Genomic DNA, 24,283 nt, shown 5'->3' on the forward strand with positions numbered 1-24,283 from the left:
GGTTCCAATCTAACCCACAACCTTATACAGGCTGTGGGTCTTTTTGTGCAGTATTACTAAGAATTAGACTTTTACTGTCGTTTCCATTTCGTTGTTCATCTGAACCCTAACTGGTGCGGTTTCTTGAATAAATAGTGAGAAAATAAAGGCAAGAACCGCTGCAGAGGAGCTAATCAAAAGTGGCGCAGTAAGCCCCCAAGCATCGGCAGCCATACCACTTAACACAGGGTTAAGTACACCGCCAAAGATTTCCCCAATCCCAATGGTTAATCCTACTGTAACTCCAGCATATTGAAGTGGGACCGATTCAGCCGGTATAACTGACATCACTAATGCTCCTACACCCATACCCGAGGAAAATAGAAAAACCAAAGCAATAATTAACCCAACGGAATCCAAATATACGACAGCAAGTGGAGTAAATATGGAAAGAACTCCAAAAATGAGTGTAGTTGGTTTTCGGCCGATCCGATCTGAAATGGCGGGAACGACAATACCAAAGATGGCAAATCCTGCCCCAAACGCCGCCATAATGATACTCATGGTGCCCGAAGACAAGTGTTTATAATTCACAAGAAAGGTTGGACCAAAGATGTTGAAAGCCATTACATAGATCATAAAGAAACTGAATATAACGACGGATAACCAAATGTTCCGGTGTTTCATTACTTCTTTAAAGCCCACTTTTTCTCTTGAAGCAGCAGGAGAATTGACTGGGGTTACGCCCTTATCCGGGTTTTTCACAGACTTCATAATGAAAATAGCCAAAATGATACCTGGAATAATCGTTAAATAAAAGGCAGTCCGCCAATCAAAAGCATTTGCCAGACCCACGATGATAAGTGGCGCCAGAAAACTTCCGAATACAGCATTACCAGTATTCATCGTGAATCCCATGTTGAAGCCACGACGCTTCTCTGAAGATTCTATTGCCAAAATAGATTGGGTAATCGGTGTAATCGGGCCTTCGAGAACTCCCATAAGCAAGCGTAAAATAAGGATCATTGCAAAAGAGGCAGCAAATCCTTGCAATAGCGATACGAGAGAAAAAGCAAAGATGAATATAGCCAAGATGATTTTGGGGCTTTTAACCCTGTCGGATAAATAACCTCCCAATGGTCCAGAAATGGCCCAAGTGATCGCTAACGCGGAACCAATTAGACCAATTTGAGTATTGGTTAGAGCAAAATCCTTCTGGATAAAGGGAACAAGATAATTAATGGCTAATCGGTCAAAAAATACAAATCCAATCGAGAAGAAAAAAATAGTTACTAATTTATTCTCATAACTCCAAAACCTTCTTTTTTCCAAATGTTCCACCCTTTCTCCTTAAACAATAATGGACCCAGAAGTTTGACACATGATTGAAAAATTTTTTCAAGGAGGTCCCCTCAATTTTTTAAAGAACCCCCAAACCACTATAGTAACCTTCGAATCTTTTTTTCATTGACGGAGCAAAGGTGTTTAAAAATTTAAAAGTTCTTAAGCAAACATGTTTAGAATCGTTACTTAAAAATTAATTCTACTCAAGTAAAACGAATCAAGATCCGTTCTTAAATGAAGCGGGCATCTGCACGCCCCATGAACTCATTGATTTGGTAATATCGTTCCAAAATACTGTTTCTGCATGGTCATCTACTACCCTTGGCATTTCCGCACTCAATTCATATCGATTTCCACAAGCCCAAAAGTAAGCGTACAAATTAGCCCCGAGCGCATGCCGGCCTATACCAAATTCGAGTTTTAAATCATGCATAGCGAGCATATCCAATGCTCTTTTCATGTGGTCAATGTTTTCAAAATAGAATGCAATATGATCTAATGATTCTGTTGGACCTCCAACCCCAGACATGAAGGCTAATTCATGGTGGTAATCCTTGACGCGGGACCATACGGCACCATAAATGCCCGGTGCAGGCATGAATATATCCGACATTTTAAAATCTAAAGCAGTTTCTAAAAACTCCGCCACTTTATTGGAGTTTGCTACCTTTAAACCTAGATGATCGAGATCATGTGCACCTGCTCCTATTAATGTTCTGATTGGACTAAAAGCTGGATTAAAATAGGCTGGTCGGTCCGCTACGGTGATCAATTCCATCCGAATTGGAACGTTTGTGGCAGGCAAATCAAAACATATTGCTTTTTTCTCACCTGGTTCAGCATCGCTGCGTTCTTCCACTTTTAATCCATAGTTTTCCACCCGTTTTTTATACATTTTTAAATCATCTTCATTGTTTACTTGAAAGGCAAAATGGGGTATTCCTGTTCCACCTGGTGTTAAAGCTAAATCATAGTTATGATCAAAGCCGCATCCCAAGTATACGGTTTCACCTATTCTATCAATCTCTCTAAGGCCAAACACATTGATATTATATTCAACTGCCTGACCAATATCGGGAACCCTAAGCTCCGCATGCGCTAATTTTTCAATTGCCATTTATAACCCTCCATCCTTATTTGAACATTTCTAGAAGTTCAATGATCACAGAGTATTCAGAAGTTGTATCCATATAAGCGTATTTACCTGAGCCATCATAGAAGAGTCCTTCTTGAATAGTTGGGAAACCTAAGCTATTTAAGAAATCTCGTTTCTCATCTACACTGTCCACAAAGAATGCAATATGATGAAGCCCTTCACCGTTTTTCTCTAAATGCTCCAACCATGTACTAGGTGAATCACTGTCGGGCTGAACTAATTCAACTTGGACTCGAGGCGTTTGAATAAAAGTAAAGTGGCTTCTTCCTGTTGTAGGCTGGCCATTATACATCGAAACCTTATTGACACCTTCATAACCTGAATGGAAGACGGTCGAAGGTTCCACTCCAAGCATGTTACACCAAGCCTTTTGAGCTTCTTTCACATCGCGAACAACAAAAGCAATTTGCGCAATCTTGTTTGTTCCTAACAGAGGCTTGCCCGCATATTGGCTGTCACCTGTCAGCGGGGACAAAGGGCAGTCCGGCTTTTGTCCTTCATGCTCTAACAATTCAATTAACGTTTTATACTTCTCGCGCGTTGCAAGGAACGCATAGCGGCCTTTATCAGGATAAAACTCGCCAGTTTGAGCAACTGTATATTTTTCCGGCATTGTTTCTAATGTTTCTGAAATATTATCTACGTCAACTGCAAAGTGGTTATAACCTTCTCCGTCTTTTTCTAAGCACTCACGCATTAAGTTTTGTACGGAATCTGGTTCAACTAATTCAATTTGAACTCCTGGTGTGTCAAAAAAGGCTAATTTGTTTCGTGCCGGCGTCGGCTCTCCGTAATATTTAACCTGTGAAAATTCCTCTGATGCAGTGACAAAAGGTTCCGGAACCACCGTTCCAAGCAGCTTGGCCCAAGATACGGATGCCTTCTCAATATCTTTGACGACAAAACAGACTTGATTGATATCGTTTGTTCCTAATAAAGGATTTTTTACTAAAGGCTGTTGACTCATGGTTAACACTCCTCATTTATTAAAACGGTTACATAAGTGTCCCGTTAAAATAGAATTTGAACTTGTAAGTATTATAGGAAAATCTGCAGATTTTTCATTCCAATAATAGTTGAATCGGCATATATTTCACGCTTCACCAATTTCAGGCCACTATCTGTTTGTTCTAATAGGTCGCATCGTTCCATTGAAAGCAATTGAGAGTCAGTAGCGTCAAGCCGGCTGCGTGTGACTAGTTGATAACTTTTCACGTCCAGTCTGTTATCTTCCAGTTCCGACACGCGCACATTGGTCACAAATCTGCGAGCCCTTGATGCAGGATCTTCTGCCCAAGCATATTCTGTTTCCATCCGTCTAATTCTTAGCCCAATAGACCTATAGTTTTCATAGAAATGAAACATGTCCTTAGAGAACTGCGTTTGGAATACATTTTCATGAGTTGTTCTAACTGGCATGGTATAAAGTAAATCTTCACTCAACATAGACTTCCATTCTTGGAATTGATTATTATCCAAAAAAGCAGCCTCAGTCACCAAAAAACCATAGGCTTCTAAATATAGAGGATCAGTAAACCCTAACGGTCTGCTTTTCAAATCGATTTTTCCATTCATATCGAACCCTCCCATGATTTCATCACTCGGTATTTCGTTATTTTTCTGACATTAATTTCGCCCATTGGCCAAAGAAATTGCGGGAATTTTCTTCCGTATAGGTTGTATGGGTGATTTTCCCTGGTCCAGGCCAATCTTTTGGATCATGGTCTGCATCTAATCCCATAATATATTGGAGCTTTAACTTTTGACGGGCCGTTACTCCCTGCGTGACTCTGGCAATACCAGTCCAAATTTCAGCATCATCTGCTTCAAACATTCCACTAGCCCCAAAATTACGAATATAATTATCTCTGCTTTGATCTTTAAACCATTGTGGTGCTTCTTTTTCAACAAGGAACCAGCTGATAAGTTCAAGCTCTTGTGGACCTCTTGGAATCCATACACGCATGGTCATGAATGGAATAGGTGCTTCGTTTTCTTCTAATCCAGGAAGCTGCATGACATTTAAGATTGAAAGATTTGGAAAAATATTTCCTGGTACAAAGTTCGATCTTCTTAACGTTTCTAACTGTTGATCTGTCAGCTTCTTTTTGACTTCTGTCACCACTTCTTCCGGTAAACCTAAATACTCAGGCAGCGGTATGTTTGGCGGAGCTCCCACAATTCCTATACCATGGCCATTTTCCAAGGCTACTTGAACTCCATGACTGGCAAACATAGGATTTGGAGGCAGCTGTCCTAATTCAACTCCTGAGTAATGTGTCATCAAAGTGTGGTATGAATCTGATGCAAAATTGTCTGCTGCAGATTTCCAGTTGGCGTTTATAACCCAGCGCATCGGTGGTCCAACGACTTCCATTCCCTGCGGTGTTCTGTCAAAATAACAATCCAAGTAAAACTTTGCATCCCCAAGCCATTCATCTAATGAAGGGGCATCCTCGTTAAATGTTGCAAAAACAAGACCTGCGTAAGTTTCTACTCGGGCATTTACCAATTTAAATTTATTTCTTTCAAACGCACCTTTATAAGCTTCTTTAGCGGCCGGTGCTCCCATTACCGTCCCATCCGTTTTATAGGTCCAGCCATGATAGATACACCGGAAGTTCTTTCCATTGCCGGAGTCTGTTCGGCAAAGGTGCATTCCTTTGTGCATACAGACATTTAGTAAGACATTAATTTTATCCATTTCTTCCCGAACGACAATCACACGATCACTACCGATATAGCGAGTGACAAAATCGCCTTTATTCGGGATTTCAGTCTCATGAGCAACAAAATTCCATACCTTTGCGAATATTTTTTCAAGCTCAAGCTGATGAATCTCTGCATCTGAAAATATTCTGGGTGAAATAATTCCTTCTTCCGCGTTAACTAAACTGTTAATCTCTTTGTTCCGTCACTAAGCTTTACATCTTGAAGAGTCTGATTTTCCAATAGAAACAACTCCTTCTGTTTTTTTTATTTCTACCCGAGATGAAGCCATTTTTCGTTGAATGCTTAAACTGCCGCATCCACATCTGATTAGATAATAGAAGAGGATTTTCTTGTTAACGCTTTCAGTATCATCTTTAAATTAAAATCTTCAATATAAAGGTCATGATCAACGACTCTGAATTCGCTGCGAATATACACTCTCTCTTCCAAACCGACCGGTTTGTTTTAATATATCAAACAAAAATGACACTTTCAAGAATTTTCTGTAAACAATATCGAGATAATTTTTATGCAAATCCTCTTTAAGCATAAAGAGTTATGCTTTCCTAGTTACATCTTACTAGGTGTGAAGAGTAATTTGAAATATCTTAAAATTATCTCGGTTATAAGCAATATTTATTACCAATTAGGATGGAATCTAGCTCGTTCAGAAACAAAGGGATAGATGGGTTTGTATTTGCTTGTTTCCAAGCAACAATGATATCAACCGTGTGATCCCATTCTTCGATTTCTAAATATCGAAGAGTGGGATTGGCGTATACTTGCAGATGCTTCGGCAGAACTGCAATTCCTAATCCTGCCTCAACAAACATTAAGACCGTTTCAATCCGCTCCGCTTGGATAGCGATATTTGGTAAAAAACCATGATTCGCTAGCAATGTAAATAAATGGTCGTATCCTTGTGGAGATTCTTTTCTTTCCAGCATTACAAAGGGCTCCTCGACAAGATCGTAAATGGAAATATAATCTTTGCTGGCAAGCGGATGGTCCTGATTGATAAATACACAATAAGGCTGCGAAAACAAAGTTTTATGCTGCCATTCGGCAATATCCTGGGGTCTAAATGACATGGTAAAGGCAATGTCAACCTCAGCGTTTCTTAATTTTTCAGCTATTTGTCCAGTCTGATAGTGATTGAGACCGATTTGTATATGAGAGTATTTTCTTCTGAATTCCTTAACCAAGACAGGTAAGAAGTTCTTAACTGGTGCGTTTAAAAAACCAATGCTTAATTGTCCAACTTCCCCCATTGCCGCTTTTCTTGCTCTTTTAACAGCTTCATCGGCTTTATTTAACATTTCAATCGCATCATTCAAAAAAACTCTGCCAGCAGGTGTCAATTGCACCGAATGCTTATCTCTCAGAAAGAGTTTAAGACCAATTGCTTTTTCTAAACTAGCTATTTGCTGGCTTACTGCCGGCTGTGCAACAAAAAGCTGCTTAGCTGCCTCAGTAAAGTTCAAATGTTCTGCAACGGAGACGAAATAACGCAATTGACGTATTTCCATAAATCCTCCTCGCATAGATTTTATACAGTCATCTAATCAATCATTGCTACTGCACGTACAGAACCGGCGGTACCGCCCTTGACTTTAATCGGAAATGCGCAAAATTTAAAGCCATGTTTTACCGGTACCTTGTCGAGGTTGCCTAATTTCTCAATATGGTAATACTCTTTTTTGCGTCCAATAAAATGGGCAGGGAACAAGGCACTTTTATTTCCAGCTTTTACGTCCTCTACCATTGCTCCAAACGGCCGATCAAAGGTATAGGCGTCAATCCCCATAAGCTTAACACCCTGATCAATCAGCCATTCTGTTGCCTCTCCAGTCATTCCAGGCTGATCCCTGAGGTACGCTTCATTATAGATGTGCTTATCATAGCCGGTCATGATTAGTACGATGTCCTTAGGCTTAATCGTATACTCCATATCGGAAAGTGAATTCTGTACATCTTCCACAGTGATGCCGCTTCTTGGGTCCTTATGCCGCATATCCAGAATGACACCGTCACCATAGAAATCCTCAAGAGGGAGTTCGTCGATGGTACGAGAGGGCTGTCCTGCAGTTGTTGGTCCGAAGTGGATCGGCGCGTCACAGTGGGTGCCGACATGGGTAAAAACTTCAGCGCTGACACTCTCGACAGCTAATGCCTGACCGTCTTGAAAATCATTTGGATTTATATCCAGTTTTTTTGCCAGCTTTACCGCTTCTTCTGTACTGTTTGAGAATTCAACCTTTGGCGGCCATGGTTCGGCAAAAGGGTTGCTTTCCCAGTAAACGCTCAAATCGTAAAATTTCATTCTGATTACCCCCAAGTCTTAGGCCATGTTATTTATTAGAAAATTTCGGGAGTAACTTATCAAGGATGTTTGGCAACTCTTTATTGGTTCGTCATAGTTACTCCTTTATTGTTTAGCTGTGTTAATCTTGAATGTTGATATCCGCTCCAGGCGGCTTCGCTTTCCGCGGGCGTGCCGGGGAGCCTCCTCGGCGCTTAAGCGCCTGTGGGGTCTCCCCAGCCCCGTACTCCCGCAGGAGTCTTCGCCGCCTTCCGCTCCAATCAACCTGCTAAAAATCAGCTATAACCTTTAACACAGCCTATTGTTCAGCTTAAATACTTTTTGTAGCTTCTATTTTCTTAATTCCTAACATTTCTCTTGCTTCATCAGGTGTTGCGATTTCGTAGCCTAAATCAGTGGCGATGCCAACGATTCTCTCGACAAGCTGCGCATTGCTCGTCGCAAGCTCCCCTTTTCTATAGTAAATGTTATCTTCAAATCCAACACGGACATTCCCGCCCAGAAGTAAAGAGGCGATTGTTGCTTGATGCTGCTGTGCGGCAATACCCATTGCACCAAAGTATACATTGGAAGGTAATTTACGGACCATGTGGGTTAAGTTTTCCATGCTAAATTGAATAGATCCCTGATTGATCTTCTGCATACCAAAAACAAAGTTAAACGAAGCCGGACTATCGATGATACCCATTGGCATAAAAATATTTAACACGTCTTCAAGCTGTGCATGATTAAAGATTTCTAATTCAGGTTTAATATTTTTTTCTTTCATCTTTTTTGCAGCATTGATCAGCCAATCGCGGTCCCATAAAGTAGGTTTTATAAATTTCCCTGTATAGGCCTGCATTAATCCGCAATCAAGTGAGGCCATTTCTGGTTCTGCGTCTAATACCTGCAGGCCATCATCGATATGACTTTCCGGTACCATTGCAGGAGCCGTACTAAATTGTGTAATAATATTACTTTTTGCTGTGACTTCAGATTTAATTTCTTTGAAAACATTCACATCATTTGTTGGAACACCGTGAAGATCCCTTGCATGAATATGAGCAATCGCTGCACCCGCATTTAAACATCGGTAAACCTCTTCTGCAATTTCCTTTGGCTGCTCCGGAAGCGCAGAATTAGCTTCCTTCCCGTGAAAGTTACTAGTAGGTGCTACCGTTACAATAATTTTTCTCTTTGCCATATTAAAAGCCTCCTATTTGAATGGTTTATTTTAAGATTGTCATACATCCGTATCCAAAACGACGCTATGTCCTGTTCCGACCATCACCTCCTAAATTGCTAAGGCAGTTAATGTATGAATGAGTTTTTCATTTTAAATACTTTTCATCTTTAACGCTGCAAATACATTAGGATTAACTATATAGTGGGCCTCGGTTTTCTCGTAGACTTCCTGAAGGGATACCCCTTCCTGGACCCCAACCAGCTCCATGCCTTTTGAAGTAAAATCGAATATTGCTAAATCCGTAATCAATCGGTGTACGACTCCTCTTCCTGTCAAAGGTAATGTACAGGCGCGCTTCACCTTAGACTCACCATGCTTATTGACGTGCTCCATAATGACAACAATTCGCTTTGCACCCGAGACCAAATCCATGGCGCCGCCCATTCCCTTTACCATTTTTCCGGGAATCATCCAGTTTGCCAGATCACCAGTTTCAGAAACTTCCATCCCGCCTAAAATGGCTAGGTCAATATGACCCCCACGAATCATCGAAAAGGATTCTGCACTGTCAAAAAACGAAGCCCCTGGTACAGCGCTTACGGTTTCTTTACCAGCGTTGATTAAATCAGCATCTTCTTCTCCTGCAAATGGATAGGGTCCAATTCCGAGCAGGCCATTTTCGGATTGCAGCATGACGCTATATTCTTCTGGTATGTAATTCGCAATCAACGTGGGCATGCCAATGCCAAGGTTTACATTCATTCCGTTTTCAATTTCCTGAACGGCTCTTTTCACTATAGCTAAACGGCTGTCACTCACTGAACTTCTCCTCCTAACGTACTTTGAACCATTAGACGCTCGATCCGCTTTTCAAACACATTTCCTTTCACAATTCGTTGGACATAAATGCCAGGAGTATGAATCTCATCCGGGTCAAGTTCACCGATGCCGACTAATTCTTCAACTTCAACAATGGTTGTCCTACCGGCAGTTGCTGCTAATGGATTGAAGTTTCGTGAGGTTTTACGGAAAACTAGATTCCCGTACGGATCCGCTTTCCAAGCTTTTACTAAGGCATAATCCCCAACAATCCCTCTTTCCATAAGGTATGTACGGCCATCGAACTCTTTTAATTCTTTCCCTTCTTCAATCGGCGTTCCAACTCCTGTTGCTGTATAGAAGGCTGGGATACCGGCACCGCCAGCACGGATTCTTTCGGCTAGCGTTCCTTGAGGAACCAGCTCTACCTCGATTTCGCCGCTGAGAGATTGAGCTTCAAATGTTTTGTTTTCACCTACGTAGGAAGCTACCATTTTGCCAATCTGCTTGTTTTCAAGCAGTAGACCCAGCCCCCAGCCATCCACACCACAGTTGTTACTAACAACCGTTAAATCTTTACTTCCTTGATTTCGAAGTGCCAAAATTAAATTTTCAGGGATCCCGCAAAGACCAAATCCACCAACGACCAACGTTGAACCGTCCTGGATATCACTAACGGCATCATGAAGAGAGTCAAATACCTTGCTCATTATTTACATCCTCCTACTTCTAACAATCTAGATATTTATGAATATCGTGATCTCAAACTTTTTCCATTTGTACTGAGATTTAATCTAGCAGTTAACGCTTTCAATTATCTGATTTATTTAAATTTTATAATTAATATTTTAATAAGTAAAGTTAACATTACTTACATATATATTAAGAAAAACTTACATAAATAATGGTCGAATCATAAAAAAAGAGGCTGCCCGTTTATGGACAACCTCTACTATTAGTATGTTCCTATACTGAAACAGGCTCAAGATGGTTTACCAATTCTGATTTGATGGACTCCGGTATCTGGACGGGTTTTCCAGTAGAACGGTCGATAAACACATTTGTAAGACTTCCCTTTGCTACAAGCTTATCTTCTTTAAAAAAACCAAATGATAAGGTGTAAGAAGAATTGCCGATTTTTGAAATCGAAACTTGAGCTTCTAACTCGTCATCATATTCAATATTCCCTAAATAACTACATTCCACATGTACACGCGGCATATCTAAACCTAGTTGAAAAATCTTTTTATAGGAATAGCCGATACGTCTAAAAAAGTCATGATCCATGATCTCAAAATAACGAAATATCGCACTGTAATGGATACGCCCAGACGCATCCGTATCAACAAATTGAATGCGGACTTTTTTGGTTATCATTGTTTCCTATTCCCCTCCCTTCTTTAACTATTTAAATAAATTGTATGATAATTTTTAATAAAGATAAAGTTAACAATATTTACAATTGCGTAATTAAAACTTACAATAAAAGAATGGGAGCATGGGGACGGTTCTCCCGCTTCCAAGGAAGCAGGAGAACCGTCCCCATGCTCCTTCAAAAAAAGTGGGTGAATGAAAATGAATATTGATCAACTTCAGTATATTATTGAGGTTTCTGAGCAAGGAACGATTGCTAGGGCAGCGGAGAGACTTCATGTTTCTCATTCTGCTATTAGTCAGGCCATTGCCGGTTTGGAGTCTGAACTGGGGCTAACGATTTTCAATCGCTCGCGTTCAGGAAGCAAAATTACGACGGAAGGCAAAGCAGTTATTAAATTATCGCTTGAAATTATGAATAAACTAAAGGAATTGAAGAATATTGGACAGGAAGCCACAAAGCTAAAAGGGGATTTAAAAATAGCAGCCTCGACCATTTACTTTTCCACTTTTCTCCCTGAACTTCTTTATTCTTTCAGGAGGGAATTTCCTAATGTGCGCCTCGAAATTAATGAAAACGATACTCATAATATCATTGAAGCCATAAAAAATAATCTTTTTGATATTGGATTGGTATTAGGTACTGACGAAACGTTGAAGATTGAAGACCCCAGAATAACCCTTGAAGTATTGATGCAGTCAAGTGTCATGGTTTGTGTGAGCAAGTACTCACCACTAGCTTATAACAAGACAGTGGGCCCTGAAGAATTAATACGCCAACCATTAGTAGTCCGAAATGAAATATTCGCGGAGAGATTTTGGAATAAATTATTTATGGATTACGGGGAAGGAAACGTCGTTTTTTATTCGAATAATCATGATGTTATAAAAAATCTAATTGCCAATAACATAGCGGCAGGTATCTATTCAGAGTTCTGGATCAGAAATGACCCGTTAGTATTAAGCGGAGATATCGTCCCGATTCCGTATGTTGACACAGACACAGACTATAGTAAAACTTACTTACTTAGTGTCCTGCCGAAAACCAGCCATCTGCCAATCATCATGAAAGAATTTATGCAAGAACTAAGAAATAAACTAAAGTAATCATTCAGTAAGCCTAATTGAAACGATCATTTTTTGAAGTGATGCCTTTAATTCATCTAATTCTTGGCTAGCTTCGATTATTTCCGAATCATTTAACGCGTCTTTCTTTTCTTCTAATGCATTTAATTTTTCACGATAGATCTTTATCTGTTCATGCAGCTCAATGGATTTAGACAGTAACATAGTTTCAACTCCTCCATTTATAAAAAAACGACATAAGGGATGAGTTAAATCATCCCCAATTCATTTTTTAAAAGGCCACTTTTCTTTCTGCTAAGTCTGAGAGACGTTCCTTGACCTGATTTTTACAAACCCCGCCATGGAAACAAATGACTTTATCAATCTCATAATCAAGGAACCTAGTAATAGATTGAAGGGCTTGCTCCATATCAAGGGTAAACTTTTTAGTGGGATAGTGTAATTGACCTTGGTCTGCTGTCAGAGCATCCCCGGTAATCAAGGTTTTTGTAGCACAATGGTACAAGCTTATGTGATCTGGAGTATGTCCCGGTGTAAAAATAACAGAAATCCCGCCACAAAATGGTAACTCTTGCCCATCTGCAATTGTATAATCTACCTGAATGACTGGAACCGTTATCCCAGTTTTGATTAATTTTTTTTCTCCTTGTATATATGGCTTGGTTAGCTCGTGGGCATACACTTCAATTTTATGATTAAAACCACTAATTACCTCGTATAAGCTGCCAATATGGTCATAATCTTGATGAGTAATGATAATCTTGGTTAGTTTGCCAATCCGCATCTTCGCCAAGTTATCGCAGATTGCCTCCAATTGTCCAGGATATCCCGTATCGATCAGAATGACATCCTTATCATCCCAAATAATGGTCGGTCGAAAAACCATTGGGCTATTGTTTACCACCGAATGTAATTCAATAAACCCAATACCTTCATCTATTTTCATACGATTTCTCCTTTCTCGCTGCTAATTAGTCAAAACCTTTGCTTCTGGTTTAGGGAAGAGTTATTACTTAATAACTATGAAATCAGTGTTTTCTTTTCAAAAGTTTGAACATTTTCTTCCATGACCCTACTCTGCCAAACAATGAATAACATTCCTTTCCATACGGGAGGCATCTCTATTGAACATTTTAATAATGGTCCATCATGTCGTTGAAGTACCATTACTTCTGTTTTCAAGGAGTTTTCTTCATTTTCCAGCGTAACAGCATAACGTCCGGGTGCAGGCAGTGTATAGTACGGTTGCGGAGTTAATTCTATTCCATCCCAATCACATTTCACTTTGTAGAAAGAACCCATGAAATGTGGAAGTTCCTCGACATTGCCTGTTAACAATCTTTCACGGATACAGGAGCTGCTAATTTTCTCGTCGCGGTACGCAACCTTTTCCACTTTTGTTACATCGATCTTCCCACCTGAATCATGGTTTAATCGATCCATATTTCCCGCCCCCCGGCTTCCATAACAAAAATCAAATCCAGCGACTGCATGAATAACGGCGAACTGTGTTAAATATTGGATAACAAATTGGTCTGGAGAAAGGCTGGAAAATTCTTTATCAAATTCAACAACATAAAAAAGATCAACACCTAACCCTCGAAGCTTCTCCTCTTTTTCAGTCAAGGGCATCAAATACTGAATTTGCTTTTTCCCGTTTGTGAGGACAGATTTAGGATGAGGGAAGAAGCTCATCACGGCTAACTGGACATTTTTTTCTTTCGCTTTTTCCTTTGCTATTATAATGACTTCACAATGACCAAGATGGAGACCGTCAAAACATCCAAGTGCCATCACATTCGGTTCTGCTTGCTTCTGCCAGGTTCGTAAGTTATCTCGGTTCAAATGAATCGTCTTCATACAGTCTCCTTTCAAGCTCCTACACTGTGACCGGAGTGTCTTCTTTTAAAGAGCGGTAGCGGCCGCTGTAAAAAACAAGTGGTTCTGCATCTTCAATTCTGATATCCGTTACTTTTCCAATAAAAAGTGTGTGATCACCTTCAACATGCTTAGTTGAAACTTCACAGGCAATCTGAACAACCGATCCTGAAAGAACGGGTTTACCATCGAGTCGGTCAAAGACAACTTCCTTATGTTCCTTTAGCTGCCCGGCAAAAATCATCGAAAGCTCCTGTTGATTAGCTGCTAAAATATTCACTGTAAAAAGATTACTTTGGTTAATTTTGGGAAGAATCTTTGCTTTTTCTCCAATTGAAATCACTACAAGCTTCGGGTCCAATGACACTGACATGAACGCATTTGCAGTCATCCCATGGACCCCTTCGCCATCCACTTCTGTTGCGATTACTGTTACACCTGTAGCAAATTTACCCATTGCATTGCGAAATTGACGATCATCCATACTAAAATTACCTCCTGTTAGAATATTTACTAGTTTTATTGTATTTATTACTTATTGATATCGGTGCCTTGTTGATGTTCGTTCACGTCAAAAGCATTTCGATTCCTTAAAATCAGCGCGATTATACCTGCAGCTAAAAGGACAACACCTGCCAACAGGAAAAAGTGGAGCGTCCCTGAAACGATTAATTTTATGGCTCCCAGAGTTCCAAGCGCGAGAATAATCCATTTGAATAATTGCTGTGGAATGAGGGGCAGTACTTTAATACCGACAAAAGTTCCGATTGCAACAGCAGGAATGACCATGAGATCGACTAGCATTGAACGTGAGGTAACCATACCTAAATGAATATAAAAAGGGAACTTAATCACATTAACAAAGAGGAAAAACCATGCTCCCGTTCCGACAAATACATTCTTTGGCAGTCGCTGCGCTAATAAATAGACGACCATTACTGATCCAGCAACATTTCCAATCATAGTAGTAAAACCTGCCAGAATTCCGATCAATCCAATAAACCAGACTGAGCTAGGTAATACCTGGTCCATCCGTGAACCTGCCAAATCTCTAATGACCTGAAACAGATTAAGCCCTATAATCATGATCCCAAGTAGAATCTTGAGTTGTTCATTGTCGATATTCATTAAAACAAAATAGCCAATGATGATACCTGCCAAAATCCAAGGAACTAAGGAGAATAGTTGCCTCCAAGCTACCGTCCGCCGATAATAGGTAACTGCAATGAGATCTCCCATTAAAAGAATTGGCAGTAAAATCCCCACTGCTTCCTTAGCTGGTAAAAACAAGCTTAGTAAAGTCATGGTAAAGATTCCGAGTACATTCAGCCCCGTTGTCTTCCCAAAGCCCGAGAGCAATCCTGCGAGCATGATGAACAGCCAGAGCAAAATCGCCAAATCAAACACAAACATCACCTACTCTAATACATCCCTTCATTAATGAAGGCACAACTGGCGAAAAGCCCTCTTGCTGAAATTTACAAGCAGCCCAGGTGAGAATCCTGAGCTCTTGTATTCTTTCAATATCTTAAAACGTATATCCTTTATCAAGCAGTTCTTGGTCCACCCATGATCGGTCAACCGTCTTATTTCGAATTTGTTCCAACAATTTCCCTTCCTTTTCTACCATGTTGATTAACTTGGGTAATAACCCCTCGGCTTCTTCATGGGGTACAATGACGACCCCATCGCTATCGCCAACAACTAAATCTCCAGGCCTAACAATTATGCCTCCGCAGGCAATCGGGACGTTTAGCTCTCCAGGACCATCTTTATAGCAGCCTCGATGGGTAACACCTTTTGCAAATACGGGGATGGTAAGAGTTGGCAGAATATCACTGTCACGGATTGCTCCATCGATGACAAGTCCGACGGCTCCTCTCCTGATACAATTGCTGACCACAATTTCACCTACAGGTGCTTGGGATGTATCCCCTCCTGTATTCAAAACTAACACGTCCCCCGGTTCTGCTAATTCAATCGCCTTTTGAAGAACCAAATTATCGCCAGGCGGACAATGGATCGTAATCGCATGTCCAGCCACCATTGGCTTAGGATGAAAGGGGCGAATTTTGCTATCCATGGCAAACATTTTTTCCATGCCATCACTAATAATTGAGGTCGGAATTTCCGAATAAGCCCTAACGATTTCTTGACTTACATATCGTTTTGTAGGATATATTCTATAACCTAGCTTCATGACATCCCCCTCATTTCTTTAACAACGGTACGGCCTGGGCGGAATTATACTGCCCAGTCTCCTTCTGATATCCACCGTTTTCTGTATATTCCTCAACCCTTTGTAACTCCATCCTCACAAAGATAGGAATATCATTGGTGGAGAATAGAATAGCATCTTCTGTTTCGGACGTGTTTACGTGCTCATGTACAGACCATGTTGGGATGACCAAATAATCGCCTTTTTCCCAATCAAATCGCACGCCATCGATCAAGGTAAACCCTTTTCCTTCTTTAATATGGTATACGACACTGTTTACATGGCGGTGGGCTTTGCCATGAAACCCGACAGGCAGCTTCTGCAGCCATGCTCCGATGTTTTCATTGGCCGATTGTCCATTAGAAGGATTAATGTACTCCACCACATATCCTTCAACCGGATCCGCCTCGTAGTTATCACTTAACCCTTTCAATGCGGCAAGCGTCGAATTATATCTGTACACTGGCAGCGGAGCCTTGCTCGGCTGATGGTCGCCAAGCGGCCGCACCATACCGCCCTGATATTTATCAACACTCGGTTTTCTTATAATCGGCTGCTTTTTCACTGGACTTCCCTCAAAGAAGGTTCCGTGTAGATAATAGACTAGCGGTGTATCCAGACAGTCCATCCACATCATTGGCTCTGTCCCTTCGTGTTCATGCTCATGCCATAAACCCTTTGGAGTAATGACATAATCACCTTCACACATATACACCTTTTCCCCGTCTACTCCGCTATAAGCGCCTTCACCTTCAACAATATAGCGGATTGCTGTCTGCGTATGGCGGTGGGGAGGAGCTTCTTCTCCAGGAAGCAAGATTTGGACACATACCGACAACGTTTGAGTAGTTGCACCCCAACCGTACGGCTCCAAATCACGCATTCCTGGATTAATTAACATCAAAACCCTTCGGTCGCCGCCGTTTTCAAAAGAAATGATTTCTGCAGCTTTTTTCATATGACGCTCAATTACTTCTCTTTTCCATATATAAGGGATAGGTTTAGACTTTGGCTGTCGGTGCATCACCTCAGGAGCTGCCATCCATAATGGTTCAAACCCATCTTTTGATACTTGTTGATGAAACGCTTCCATTTCAGGGGTAACTTTAACTGGACCTGCCATTCTCCATCATCCTTTTCAATTTATTCATTCACAATCGGATTTTCTAAAGCGCCAATACCTTCAATTTCAACACGTACAATGTCTCCATGCTTCATCCATGACTGTGGGTTTCTGGCTTGACCTACTCCACCAGGTGTTCCTGTACAAATAATGTCGCCAACTTCTAGCGTCATAATATTGGATAAGAAATTTACGAGATAAGGGATAGTGAATACTAGATTTTTAGTATTAGAGCGTTGACGTTCTTCTCCATTTAGAGTTAGAACTAGATTACAGTTATCAGGATTTGGCAGGCTTTCTTTTGTTACCAAATGAGGTCCTAAAGGCAGTGTTGTATCAAACGTTTTACCTTGCAGCCATTCTTTCGTTCGCTTCTGGAAATCACGGATGGTTGCTTCATTGCCGATGGTATATCCTGCAACATAATCCATTGCCTCTTCTTCGGAGATATATTTGCCTTTCTTTCCGATTACAACAACCAGTTCAGCTTCATGATCAAGAGCATCTGATACTTTTGGTTTTAGGATTGGGTCGCCAGGTCCAATAATTGTATTATTATATTTTGCAAACACAACCGGAATGGTAGGAAGTTCTCTTCCCATTTCCTCTATATGTTCGCGATAATTTAATCCTACGCAAATGATTTTTTCCGGCTTTTGAATCGGTGATTCCAGCTTTACTTGTTTACCTTCATAATACAGCTTTCTTTTTATATCTTCTGAAAAATCATTACTCTGAACATATTCAATACTTTCTTTTGCAAAATTCGTACTATCTTCTCCGCCTTGCAAAAAGCCAATCATATTAGGTGGAATATAGGCTTCGGCGATTTGCTTTGCTCTGGCCTGCCCCTTGCTTTCCAATAAAAGTTCACAAGCCTTGTTCAGATCAATATATTCCTCATTAATCACTGCTGCAATTCTTTGTTCACCTTCAATACTTACTGTTGCTAAACGCATGGTTAAACCTCCAGATTAAGTTTTTTTATGATATTGCTGCATCTTTAGGACTAAGTGGCAAACCTAACTCCAGCTTCCCAAACATTTCGCCTAACCAATCAAAGTTAAACGTGATATGCATGGAGGATGCCTGAACATCTCTCCAATAACGGTTTAAGGGGTTACCTTCATAGACAATGCCTGCACCGCTATGGTCTACAATTGTTTTGACTGCTTGGTTGCTTAATTTGGCTACATATCCGTAATTTCGACGAATACGCAATTTTTCATGGGTATCTATTGGTTCCCCTGTCCCAAGTCTAGCAACCGTACTCTCTAATAGTGCTTCGGCAGCAGCGAGTATGGCTGAGACTTCTGCAACCCGAATTTGTTGATGAGTAAAATCGGCCACCTTTGTATTTCTGGTGCTGACTTTATTTTTCATCGTATCTCTCCAAAGCTCATATGCTCCAATACTGGCGCCTAGGATCGCTGAGGATAAGCAAACTGGCATGGCTGCATATAAAGGGTGGCTATAAAGGAGACCTGTATTTAATTTTCTTCCAGGGCCCTCACCCTTTTGACACCATGCAAGCATATCGGTGGTTCGGTGTTTGGGAACGTATACATTTTTAAGTAAAATATTATTGCTGCCAGTTCCTCTTTGCGCAACGGTTTTCCATGTTTTTTGAACTTCAAAATCTTCTTTGGGAACCAGCATCAAAATGATTTCGTTCGCTAATCCATTTTCTGGATTTACGCCAATATTCCCCTGGATCATGACATAATCACTGTGATTAATTCCAGATGAAAAACCCCACGTACCGTTGATTTGATATCCGCCATCAACTGGCGTAATTACATTGGTTGGAAATGGCGCAAATGAAGATGCAATCGTTGCATCTAGGTCTTTTTCCCACACTTCACGCTGCGCTTCCTCTGGAAAGTAGGCAAGCATCCATGAATGAACGACCAAGAGCGTATAACACCATCCTGCTGAAGGATCAGCTTTTGCTATTTCCACCCCAGTTTCATACAAAGTATTAAAATCTAGTTCATGGCCACCCCAACGTTTAGGGACCATTGCCCGGATAAGCCCAGCATCGATAAAGTCCTGAATCGTTTCTTCTGGCTGACGGCACAGTTCTTCCGATAATTTAAAGCGTGATCTAAGCTGAGATGCAATCTCTCTAGCACGTTCGACTGCCTCTTGATGAGTTAATTGTGTAGTTAACTGGTTCAAAATACGACCTCCTTTATGATTATTTATTAATCCCAAGAATCCAAGGTAATGTTTACGTGATACCTTCTCCAACTCTCCAACATTGAGAGGGTAATTTTAGTAAACTGCTTGTATGTTGTCTTCTTAAATAAAATGATATATAACTTTTATTATTTTTGGAAATATCAGAAAATCATATCCGTAATAAGATTTTCCTTATAACGTTTGTTCCATTTAGAGATTCCTATTATAATAAACTCATAATTTAGTTAGTTTACGGATGAGGAGGGATGTTAATGGACATGCGTCCATTACGTTATTTCATCTCGGTTGCAGAGCATTTAAACTTCACGGAAGCATCGAAACAGCTATATGTAGCTCAACCAGCTGTGAGTCAACAAATTGCCTATTTAGAAAAAAAATTAGGTGTTAAGCTTTTCCACCGAACGAAACATTCTGTTCAACTGACTCATGCTGGTTCTGTTTTTTTGAAAGATGCACGGGAAATCATAAGGAAACTTGATGAATCTTTTATAAATGCCCAACAAGCGGAGGAAGGATTAATTGGTACCATTAATATTGGCTTATTAAGTGTCCCAGTGAGGGATTTTTTGCCGCGACTAATTCGAAAATTCAGGCGAAAATATCCAAGGGTAAATATTAGGTTGAACTATTATCATGTTGGAAAAATTATTGAAAAATTAAAGGCCGATGAACTAGATATCGCTTTTACCCTTTCACTTGGGTTGCAGAGTATTGGGGGGCTTGAATACAAGACGTTATGGACGCAGCCCCATTGTCTTATCATGCATCAAGATCATCCGTTTGCTAATAGAGCCAGTGTTAACATTGCAGAGTTGGCAAATGAATCTTTTGTCATGCTCGAAAGGGAAGAATCTCCTCCTGGTTTTGATTTATTGCTGGCTGCGTGTGCCAATCATGGTTTTTCTCCAAATCTAGTTAATACGGCTTCACATATTGAGGCTGTGTTAATGATGGTGGATGCTGGGATCGGAATCGCCATTCTGCCGAAATATTTTCAGTTATATGCCTCTCCTTCTCTGCGTTTTATTAATATTGAAGGGGAAGATTATACGGTTGATATTTTGGCCTCCTGGAAGAAGGTAAATAATAACCCCTCTCGATCTTTATTTATTAAAGAACTAGAGGTACTGCTGGCGCAAAAAAATAACTAAAGCAAAAGGGGGGCTATTGCTCCTAGCTCACCCTTTTGCTTTAGTCTTAACCATTTAAAAGTTAGTAATCGTTCACCAATTCTTCGTATATTTATTTAGGTTACTCTTTCACTAACCCGCCTCGTAATGCTGTAACCCCATATTCCAGGTACCCTTTTAAGCAGCTTAACATAAAGACCCAGCCTTCTTTATTATCTAATAGTTGATCTACGAAATCGTCATCGTTTTCATGGAACCCCTCTTCCACAATTTCAATGATCGTATTTGAGGGTTCCACCTCTTTTAAAGTAATAGTGACAACGTGCCCTTCTCCATTGGCCCCCCACTGGAACACAATCTTCTTATTGGTTTCAATTTCCAACACGGCTATTTCCAATTGGGCATTGTATTCCTTATACTTCACAGTAATGATCTTGCCTTGTTCCCACCTTTCCGAACTCGATGAAAACCAAAAGTTACCGATTTTGGATGGATCAACGAAGGCTTCAAATACTTCATTTGCTGGCGCTTTTATAGTAAATTTTGTAAGATTTCTCACTTCATATCCCTCATTTTCTGTTCATATCCTTATATCCTCGTACTTTTAAGAGTGATTTATACTTAGCACTTTCTTTGCTGCTTTAACAATATGTTTTGGTGTCCGCATAACTTGACCCCTCAAATATTGGTCACTTATTTAATTCGCTGCGTTCCTTCTCCAACCTTCTTCAGAGTGAGGAAAAATCTAATAGTAGTTCTTTTATAGTTCCTTTAACGATAATTATTAGATATTGAAGAGTAGTTAAACATTCATAGGAATTTAGGGGGAGAAACGATGAAAGCTATTGTTTATGACAGATATGGTCCGCCAGATGTTCTTCAATTAAAAGAAGTGGAAAAACCTGAGCCTAAGGATAATCAAGTACTAGTAAAAATTAAGGCAGCATCCTTGAACTATGGAAACTTGGTTCTTTTAAAAGGTGAACCGTTCTTAGCCCGCTTTGCCTTTGGTCTATTGAAACCAAAATACACTATTCCTGGAGGTGATATTGCGGGTCGGGTTGAAGCTGTTGGCAAAGAGGTAAAGCAATTTCACCCGGGGGATGCGGTGTTTGGTGACCTTTCCGGATGTGGGTGGGCTGGATTTGCCGAGTATGTATCTGTTCCTGAAAATGCCTTAGCATTAAAACCTGGTAATTTATCCTTTGAAGAGGCCGCCGCGGTCCCAATGGCGGGAGTTACAGCGTTGCAGAGTCTGCGAAATAAAGGCAAACTTCAGTCCGGTCAGAAGGTACTGATTAATGGTGCCTCTGGCGGTGTCGGAACGTTTGCTGTACAGATTGCGAAAGCACTTGGTGCTGAGGTAACGGGTGTGTGCAGTCCGAGAAATTTAGCTATTCTGGAGTCAATTGGGGCAGATCGTTGTCTTGACTATACCAAAGAGAGCTTTACTGAAAAAACAGATCGTTATGACCTGATTCTTGGTGTTAACGGAGGTCTTCCACTTTCTGCTTATAAGCGTGCTTTGAAGCCCAATGGTATATTTGTTCATGTCGGCGGTTCCGGTTCTCAAATGTTTCAAGCCCTTGCCCTTGGACCTTGGGTTTCTATGACTGGGAGTAAGAAAATGGGCAGCTTTTTACAAAGGGCGAACCAGCAGGATTTAATTTATTTGAAAGAGCTTATTGAAGCTGGCAAGGTAAAGCCAGTTATTGATAAAAGTTATAAGTTGAGTGAAGTAAGGGATGCCTTTAGGTATTTCGATGAAGGGCATGCGCAGGGAAAGGTTTTAATAACACTTTGAAATAGATGATTCGGATCGTTTTTTGGGTTCTTGCGGGAGTGTTGGAATCCATCCTGCCAGACTAGACTTACCTCCACCTGTAGCTCCTATCCCTGTCCGAATCTTTCTCGCATTCGTACTTGCCTCTCCCTCTTCCTACGGCTTTCTGTCCGATCCTGCACCATATTCCGACTAGCCAATCCCACTCTTGCCGTTCCTGTCCTAATCGCATATGATTTCTATGTAAACAAAAAAACGGATGGCATTTGCGCCATCCGAAAGCTACTTTTTGTTTTATTGTTCCGATTCCATTGGCAGCCAGGCTTGTGACCATTTTTCAATTTCTCTAATGATGGGCTCCAAGGCTAGTCCTTTATCGGTTAGGGAATATTCAATACGTACTGGTGTCTCAGGGAACACCTCGCGTTTAACGATTCCTTGATTTTCTAAATCCTTTAGACGCTCCGAAAGAACCCTCCCACTAATTCCCATAGAAGATTCTAGTGTGCAAAAGCGTTTCGACCCTGTTAGCAGCTGATAAATCACTAGACCTGTCCAGCGTTGGCTCATCATCACCATGGCTTTTTCGAATCGAGGACAAATTTCAGGTTGATTCATGGTTTCCCCTCCTATTCATCATTATCATATTACAAATCACAATAAAATTACAATAGGTAATGAATTTATTTGACATAACTTAATTTCAAAAATATAATAAGTTACATAAAGTAAGTAAGTTATTAAGTCGAACGAACATAACATCATTATCATTAACATTCTTGTTCAATTGCTTTAGTACATTACCGATACGTTAATATATATAGAAATTATACGAGACTAAATAAGGTGGTCCTTACACATGAATCATGAAGCAGATGTTTGTATTGTCGGTGGTGGTCCAGGCGGCGCCTTACTAGGATATTTGCTCGCGAAAAAAGGGATATCAACCATCGTTCTTGAACGTCACACAGGGATCGACAAAGAATTTCGGGGCGAACATCTCAATCAAGACGGTGAACGTGTTTTAAAAAAATATAATCTATATAATGAAGTACAAGAAGCTGGGCTGCTATTAATGGAACGGATCGAATACTGGCAGCATGGTCAAGTCATAAAAACCGTTACACCAGCAGCTGGAGAAGAGCATGTCGGTATCCATGTCCCACAGAAGAATCTGTTAAGTGTATTGATTCGTAAATCGGAACCCTATCAGAATTATAAGCTTTTAATGGGGACAAAAGTGACTGATTTAAGCTTTAATAATAATGGGGAGGTTACAGGCCTCATAGCAACAAAAGGCGATCAAGAAGTAACAATAAAAAGTAAGATTGTCGTTGGCGCAGATGGCCGATTCTCGACCGTAAGAAGACTTGCAGAAATCCCTTTTTCAACCATTAAACATGGGTATGATTTGCTTTGGGCGAAAATTCCGAGCCCTGAAGGATGGGAGCCAACCATTAAAAATGCCCTAGTCGGCGGTAAACAGCTAGCATTGTTTACCCAGCAGGGCGGATTTATTCAGATTGGCTGGAACATTGAAGAAGATTCCTATCCAACCCTGAAAAAGCAATCATTTGACCCATTTATTGAGCAAGTGATCGAGGCATTTCCGGAGCTAACGGAAACTGTCCATCAGAACATTCAGTCATGGAACGACTTTATTTTATTAAAAGTGCAAAGCAGTCATTCACCGGTATGGGCGAAGGACGGGGTTGTGATCATGGGGGATGCTGCTCATACAATGAGTCCCACCGGTGCGTTCGGAATCAATTGTGCCCTTTTAGATGCGGATGCTTTAGCAGATGTCATCGAGGAAGCACTCGACAAAAATGATCGAAGTGGAGCACAATTAAGAAAATTAGAAGACACCCGGCGTGCTGATTCAGAGAAACTACAAAGTCAGCAAATGATAAAAGAACAAACCTTTCAAGATAATTTTAAAACTCCTGCACTGTCAAACGGTGTTTAGAAAATAATAAAAACAT

General features: G+C 40.6%; 26 protein-coding genes. 4 read left to right on the top strand and 22 right to left on the bottom strand.

What is annotated here, in order from left to right; genetic code table 11:
* Positions 1-63 precede the first annotated feature (63 nt).
* The 11 genes from J7E81_RS06875 to J7E81_RS06925 all read right to left on the bottom strand — a co-directional run bounded on the left by J7E81_RS06875 (position 64) and on the right by J7E81_RS06925 (position 10,878).
* A complete protein-coding gene (locus tag J7E81_RS06875; RefSeq protein ID WP_215041422.1) occupies positions 64-1,311 on the bottom strand; it encodes an MFS transporter in 1,248 nt (415 codons plus the stop codon).
* A gap of 229 nt (positions 1,312-1,540) precedes the next feature.
* Positions 1,541-2,440, bottom strand: coding sequence for a VOC family protein (locus J7E81_RS06880; RefSeq protein WP_215041423.1), 900 nt, complete (start codon positions 2,438-2,440; stop codon positions 1,541-1,543).
* 16 nt (positions 2,441-2,456) lie between these two features.
* On the bottom strand, positions 2,457-3,446 hold the full coding sequence (locus tag J7E81_RS06885; protein ID WP_215041424.1) for a VOC family protein: 990 nt from the start codon (positions 3,444-3,446) through the stop codon (positions 2,457-2,459).
* A 71-nt stretch (positions 3,447-3,517) separates the two neighbouring features.
* Positions 3,518-4,054, bottom strand: coding sequence for an aromatic-ring-hydroxylating dioxygenase subunit beta (locus J7E81_RS06890; protein WP_215041425.1), 537 nt, complete (start codon positions 4,052-4,054; stop codon positions 3,518-3,520).
* A 37-nt stretch (positions 4,055-4,091) separates the two neighbouring features.
* On the bottom strand, positions 4,092-5,381 hold the full coding sequence (locus J7E81_RS06895; protein WP_308162164.1) for an aromatic ring-hydroxylating oxygenase subunit alpha: 1,290 nt from the start codon (positions 5,379-5,381) through the stop codon (positions 4,092-4,094).
* Positions 5,382-5,814: 433 nt separating this feature from the next.
* Positions 5,815-6,720 (bottom strand): LysR family transcriptional regulator, encoded by a 906-nt coding sequence (locus tag J7E81_RS06900; RefSeq protein WP_215041427.1) that lies wholly within the window; start codon positions 6,718-6,720, stop codon positions 5,815-5,817.
* Positions 6,721-6,752: 32 nt separating this feature from the next.
* Positions 6,753-7,514, bottom strand: a complete 762-nt coding sequence (locus J7E81_RS06905) for a cyclase family protein (protein ID WP_215041428.1) — start codon at positions 7,512-7,514, stop codon at positions 6,753-6,755.
* A gap of 310 nt (positions 7,515-7,824) precedes the next feature.
* Positions 7,825-8,700, bottom strand: a complete 876-nt coding sequence (locus J7E81_RS06910) for a beta-keto acid cleavage family enzyme (RefSeq protein WP_215041429.1) — start codon at positions 8,698-8,700, stop codon at positions 7,825-7,827.
* 132 nt (positions 8,701-8,832) lie between these two features.
* Positions 8,833-9,501 carry a 3-oxoacid CoA-transferase subunit B gene (locus J7E81_RS06915; RefSeq protein ID WP_215041430.1) on the bottom strand — a complete coding sequence of 223 codons (669 nt, stop codon included), beginning with the start codon at positions 9,499-9,501 and terminating at the stop codon, positions 8,833-8,835.
* Positions 9,498-10,211 (bottom strand): CoA transferase subunit A, encoded by a 714-nt coding sequence (locus J7E81_RS06920; RefSeq protein ID WP_215041431.1) that lies wholly within the window; start codon positions 10,209-10,211, stop codon positions 9,498-9,500. The genes J7E81_RS06915 and J7E81_RS06920 overlap by 4 nt, the downstream gene beginning before the upstream one ends.
* Positions 10,212-10,467: 256 nt before the next feature.
* The gene (locus tag J7E81_RS06925) at positions 10,468-10,878 is read right to left on the bottom strand and encodes an acyl-CoA thioesterase (protein ID WP_215041432.1); all 411 of its coding nucleotides are present in this window, start codon (positions 10,876-10,878) and stop codon (positions 10,468-10,470) included.
* A gap of 198 nt (positions 10,879-11,076) precedes the next feature.
* On the opposite strand from J7E81_RS06925, the gene J7E81_RS06930 reads away from it, so the two are divergent.
* Entirely contained in the window at positions 11,077-11,982 is a 906-nt protein-coding gene (locus J7E81_RS06930; RefSeq protein WP_215041433.1) for a LysR family transcriptional regulator, read from the top strand.
* Here J7E81_RS06930 and J7E81_RS06935 read toward each other — a convergent pair whose 3' ends face one another.
* The 9 genes from J7E81_RS06935 to J7E81_RS06975 all read right to left on the bottom strand — a co-directional run bounded on the left by J7E81_RS06935 (position 11,983) and on the right by J7E81_RS06975 (position 19,361).
* Entirely contained in the window at positions 11,983-12,165 is a 183-nt protein-coding gene (locus tag J7E81_RS06935; RefSeq protein ID WP_215041434.1) for an aspartyl-phosphate phosphatase Spo0E family protein, read from the bottom strand.
* A 67-nt stretch (positions 12,166-12,232) separates the two neighbouring features.
* Positions 12,233-12,907, bottom strand: coding sequence for an MBL fold metallo-hydrolase (locus tag J7E81_RS06940; protein WP_215041435.1), 675 nt, complete (start codon positions 12,905-12,907; stop codon positions 12,233-12,235).
* Positions 12,908-12,981: 74 nt separating this feature from the next.
* Positions 12,982-13,821: an FAD synthetase family protein gene (locus J7E81_RS06945; RefSeq protein ID WP_215041436.1), complete on the bottom strand. Its 840-nt coding sequence runs from the start codon at positions 13,819-13,821 to the stop codon at positions 12,982-12,984.
* 19 nt (positions 13,822-13,840) lie between these two features.
* Positions 13,841-14,323: a flavin reductase family protein gene (locus J7E81_RS06950; protein WP_215041437.1), complete on the bottom strand. Its 483-nt coding sequence runs from the start codon at positions 14,321-14,323 to the stop codon at positions 13,841-13,843.
* A gap of 47 nt (positions 14,324-14,370) precedes the next feature.
* Positions 14,371-15,252 (bottom strand): sulfite exporter TauE/SafE family protein, encoded by an 882-nt coding sequence (locus J7E81_RS06955; protein WP_251028515.1) that lies wholly within the window; start codon positions 15,250-15,252, stop codon positions 14,371-14,373.
* Positions 15,253-15,367: 115 nt separating this feature from the next.
* The gene (locus J7E81_RS06960) at positions 15,368-16,039 is read right to left on the bottom strand and encodes an RraA family protein (RefSeq protein WP_215041438.1); all 672 of its coding nucleotides are present in this window, start codon (positions 16,037-16,039) and stop codon (positions 15,368-15,370) included.
* Between the two features lie 10 nt (positions 16,040-16,049).
* On the bottom strand, positions 16,050-17,180 hold the full coding sequence (locus J7E81_RS06965; RefSeq protein WP_215041439.1) for a cupin domain-containing protein: 1,131 nt from the start codon (positions 17,178-17,180) through the stop codon (positions 16,050-16,052).
* 20 nt (positions 17,181-17,200) lie between these two features.
* A complete protein-coding gene (locus tag J7E81_RS06970) occupies positions 17,201-18,139 on the bottom strand; it encodes a fumarylacetoacetate hydrolase family protein (RefSeq protein WP_215041440.1) in 939 nt (312 codons plus the stop codon).
* A 25-nt stretch (positions 18,140-18,164) separates the two neighbouring features.
* Positions 18,165-19,361 carry an acyl-CoA dehydrogenase family protein gene (locus tag J7E81_RS06975; RefSeq protein ID WP_215041441.1) on the bottom strand — a complete coding sequence of 399 codons (1,197 nt, stop codon included), beginning with the start codon at positions 19,359-19,361 and terminating at the stop codon, positions 18,165-18,167.
* Positions 19,362-19,636: 275 nt separating this feature from the next.
* On the opposite strand from J7E81_RS06975, the gene J7E81_RS06980 reads away from it, so the two are divergent.
* Complete coding sequence (locus tag J7E81_RS06980; protein WP_215041442.1) at positions 19,637-20,536, top strand: LysR family transcriptional regulator; 900 nt, start codon at positions 19,637-19,639, stop codon at positions 20,534-20,536.
* 100 nt (positions 20,537-20,636) lie between these two features.
* On the opposite strand, the gene J7E81_RS06985 is transcribed toward J7E81_RS06980, so the two are convergent.
* On the bottom strand, positions 20,637-21,074 hold the full coding sequence (locus tag J7E81_RS06985; protein ID WP_215041443.1) for an SRPBCC family protein: 438 nt from the start codon (positions 21,072-21,074) through the stop codon (positions 20,637-20,639).
* A 276-nt stretch (positions 21,075-21,350) separates the two neighbouring features.
* Here J7E81_RS06985 and J7E81_RS06990 point away from each other — a divergent pair, with 276 nt between their 5' ends.
* A complete protein-coding gene (locus tag J7E81_RS06990; protein WP_215041444.1) occupies positions 21,351-22,319 on the top strand; it encodes an NAD(P)-dependent alcohol dehydrogenase in 969 nt (322 codons plus the stop codon).
* Between the two features lie 273 nt (positions 22,320-22,592).
* Here the strand turns inward: J7E81_RS06990 and J7E81_RS06995 are convergent, their stop codons facing one another.
* On the bottom strand, positions 22,593-22,916 hold the full coding sequence (locus J7E81_RS06995; protein WP_215041445.1) for a winged helix-turn-helix transcriptional regulator: 324 nt from the start codon (positions 22,914-22,916) through the stop codon (positions 22,593-22,595).
* Between the two features lie 241 nt (positions 22,917-23,157).
* On the opposite strand from J7E81_RS06995, the gene J7E81_RS07000 reads away from it, so the two are divergent.
* Positions 23,158-24,267, top strand: a complete 1,110-nt coding sequence (locus J7E81_RS07000; protein WP_215041446.1) for an FAD-dependent monooxygenase — start codon at positions 23,158-23,160, stop codon at positions 24,265-24,267.
* Positions 24,268-24,283: the final 16 nt, after the last annotated feature.

Origin of the sequence: Bacillus sp. ISL-18 (assembly GCF_018613415.1) — a bacterium.
Classification (GTDB): Bacteria; Bacillota; Bacilli; order Bacillales; family Cytobacillaceae; genus Neobacillus.